The organism is Rhodopirellula europaea 6C (assembly GCF_000338295.1).
Classification (GTDB): Bacteria; Planctomycetota; Planctomycetia; order Pirellulales; family Pirellulaceae; genus Rhodopirellula; species Rhodopirellula europaea.
Window position 1 is genome coordinate 1 of sequence record NZ_ANMO01000150.1, and the last position, 557, is coordinate 557.

Below are 557 nucleotides of genomic sequence, written 5' to 3' on the forward strand. Positions count from 1 at the left end.
TCACGCGTAACCGGGAACGCGCGGGAAAGTCTCTAACGGCCAAATCGCTCAGCTCGCGTTCTCCGGTTCACGCGATGGTTATTCGGTGTCCTGCGAGCGTTGGTGTGCGTAATAGCATTGGAAAATGCACCAGACAGCGTAAACGGCCCAACCTGCGGAAACAAGTTGCAATAAAAGTACCGGCGATGATCGAGAGGGAATCCAGTTCCAAATATTGAGTGCGTCGTAGGTAGTGGCGGAAACAACCAGTGCAATCGGATAGACGCAGCACATTACCGCAGTCCAAGGGAACCGCTTGAATGATGCGGGTGTCACGCGCAGTCCGTTAGTCGCAATGAACAGCGCCCAGAAGTCGAGAACCAGTGAATCGGTCCAATACGCAACAGTGATCGGCCAGATGAGCTGAAAGAGGCCGAAGCGATTGACGACCTTCCGTGTATGAGCGGCAAGCGGACGCGGAATCAGAGTGACGCCTCGTCGCGTGAAGTCGAGCGACGCGTGACGCGGTGCTTCGTATGGATTCACGTAGATTTCCACATCACTTCAATCGAATAACG

1 protein-coding gene is annotated in these 557 nt (G+C 54.4%); it reads right to left on the bottom strand.

Annotation, left to right across the window (positions count from 1 at the left end; genetic code table 11):
- Positions 1-78: 78 nt before the first annotated feature.
- Complete coding sequence (locus RE6C_RS15810) at positions 79-525, bottom strand: hypothetical protein (protein ID WP_144054795.1); 447 nt, start codon at positions 523-525, stop codon at positions 79-81.
- Positions 526-557 lie beyond the last annotated feature (32 nt).